Origin of the sequence: Aeromicrobium sp. (assembly GCF_050700635.1) — a bacterium.
Taxonomy (GTDB): Bacteria; Actinomycetota; Actinomycetes; order Propionibacteriales; family Nocardioidaceae; genus Aeromicrobium.
This window is the reverse complement of the sequence record NZ_JBOHDT010000194.1, coordinates 1-2,389: the sequence shown is the minus strand read 5'-3', so window position 1 is coordinate 2,389 and position 2,389 is coordinate 1. Positions and strand designations below refer to the sequence as shown.

3 protein-coding genes are annotated in these 2,389 nt (G+C 66.8%); all 3 read right to left on the bottom strand.

The genetic code is table 11. From position 1 onward, the window contains the following. On the bottom strand, positions 1–362 hold a 362-nt coding region (locus tag ACRDPN_RS15255), incomplete at its 3' end, for a hypothetical protein (protein WP_431449534.1). Further along, positions 359–1,828: an FAD-dependent oxidoreductase gene (locus tag ACRDPN_RS15250; protein WP_431449533.1), complete on the bottom strand. Its 1,470-nt coding sequence runs from the start codon at positions 1,826–1,828 to the stop codon at positions 359–361. The genes ACRDPN_RS15250 and ACRDPN_RS15255, both read right to left, overlap by 4 nt. Before the next feature lie 88 nt (positions 1,829–1,916). After that, positions 1,917–2,389 (bottom strand): VOC family protein (locus ACRDPN_RS15245; RefSeq protein ID WP_431449532.1); only part of this gene is annotated, 473 nt, incomplete at its 5' end.

The following is a 2,389-nucleotide window of genomic DNA, read 5'->3' as shown; positions in this document are numbered from 1 at the left end:
ATGTAGAGCGGGAGACGGTCCCACATGAACTGCACCGTGAAGATGTTGTGGGCGAAGATGAAGCCGTACTGCTGGTCAAGACCGAACCATTCCGGGAAGTACAGCGGCGGTTCGGTGACGAACAGGTAGACCAGGGGCGCGAACCAGAGCGCCAGGTTGATCGGGTCCCCGGCGCGGTACCGGCGTACGGCATGCACGAGCGCGAAGACCGCGCCCGCGATGATCACCAGCTCGAGAACCGGCATCGTCCAGCTGGCCAGGTCGAACGGGTTGTGCAGCGAGACGACCGGGCTGACGTCGTGACAGTCGAAGCCCAGCTTGCGGGTGACCTGTTCGGCGGCCTGTTCGCAGGTGGCACTCAAGGCGTCGCCACCGACCAGTCCCGGCCGGGAGGCTCCTGCTGCGCGTCGAAGCCGAAGGGCAGTTTGTGGCGACCCAGTGCGGAGTTGACCTTGTAGCGGAGCAGCCCGGCGAGGACGCGAGGGCTGGTCATCATGTCGGCCAGCGATTCATCCATGTTGAAGACGCGCGCGAAGTGATCATCGATGACGGCGTCCTCGCGGGCAGCGCCGGTGATCAGGTTGAACATCGGCCAGGTCATCGACGCGAGGATCCGACGCTGCCACGCCGACACGGTCTCGGTGCCCGTGGCGCACTCGTAGCCTCGGTCGCGCGCCATCGCCATCGCCCAGGGCACCTTGAGGGCCTTGCGCTGCTTGGCGAGGAAGCGCTTGAAGAACGTCTGATCCAGCGCGGTCACGGAATGCAAGGAGTCCCGCAGGAGAAGAGCCGAGCCTGCGGCTGCGCTCATGCCCTGGCCATAGAACGGGTTGAACGCGCAGATGGCGTCACCGACGAACACGATGCCCTGTGGCGCGGCGGGCCGCCGGTCGTAGCGCCGCCACTTGTTGCCGGTCGAGCGGGTCAGATGGACCTCCGAGGTCGGCTCGGACGCCGCCATCGCTGCGGCAAACCTCGGCGTCCGCAACCGCTCGGCCGAGGAAACGAAGTCGTCGACGGAACGCGGCATCTGGATGCCCCACGACCCCAAGCAGGCGATGCTGCGGTTGCCCTCGATCGGGAAGAAGTTGACCAGGAACTCGTGCTCGTTCGGGTGCTCGCCCTTCTCCTGGGTCGGCATGAGCACCATGTGCTGCCACCACCACGAGTCTGGGCGGGCCTCCGGCGTCGGCAGGTCGTACCACCGCGACACATAGGTCACCTTGGCGTCGAGGGTCATCACCGGGGTCTCGGGCCAGCCGGCCGCGACGAGCCAGTCGGAGACGGACGAGCCACGGCCCAGCGCGTCGACCATCAAGTCGGCGTCGATCCGCTCGTCACCGGCGGACGACGAGAAGCTCACACCGGTGACGCGCCCATGCGGCGTACCACCGCCAATCGTCTCGATCCCGCTCACCGACACGCCCTCACGAATCGTGACGTTGGGCAGCAGTCGTACCTTGTCGCGCAGGACCCGCTCGATCAGGATCCGCGAGCCGTAGACCATCGTCAGGGCCCCCTGCTTGCGAGGCGCCCAACCGGGGCCCTCGAGGTAGGCCGTGTCCATGGACGCCACCAGGTGCAGACCGCCCGCCGCGACCAGGTCGTCCTCGAAACCCGGGAACAGGTCGTTGATCGCACGCCTTCCTGAGTTGAGCAGGAAGTGCGGGTGCTTGCTCTGCGGCACGCCGCGTCGGTGCTCGGCATCAGGCGGCAGCTCGTCGCGCTCGAGGACGAGCACCTGGTCGACGTGCGGAGACAGCGCGCCCGCGGCGCACAGCCCCGCCATGCTGCCGCCGAGAACGACTGCAGTCCTGCCCAGGCTCATGCCGACCCCTCAAGGTCAATCATACAAAGTTTGGATGAATGTATGAATGAACGCAGGGCTTGTCAAGGAACCCCGGCACGTGGCCGTGCTAGCGAGGGGTCAGGACGCAGAACTCATTGCCGTCGGGATCGGCCATCACGACCCAGCTGACGTCGCCCTGGCCGATGTCGATGCGTGTCGCTCCGAGGGAGACGAGACGGTCGACCTCCGCCTGCTGATCTGTGTCGGCAGGCGGAGCGATGTCGAGATGCAGCCGGTTCTTCCCGATCTTCGGGTTCACCGGCGGACCGCCCCACGACATCTTCGATCCGCCGCGTGTTGACTGGATCGCGGTCTCCTCGTCCTGGTCCCAGACCAGCGGCCAGCCCAGCGCGGCGCTCCAGAAGTACCCACACGCCTGAGAGCCGTCACCCGAGACGGCCCCGATGAACCCGCAGTCGGCCAGGAAGCTGTTGCCGGGCTCGATCACGCAGAACTCGTTGCCCTCGGGATCGGCCAGCACGACGTGCTCCTCCTCGGGCAGCTGACCGACGTCGAGGTGTCGACCGCCGAGGCCGAGAG

What these genes read in the sequence shown, in the direction of transcription:
- ACRDPN_RS15250 (WP_431449533.1), bottom strand. Translation starts at nt 1,828, where the DNA reads ATGAGCCTGGGCAGGACTGCAGTCGTTCTCGGCGGCAGCATGGCGGGG.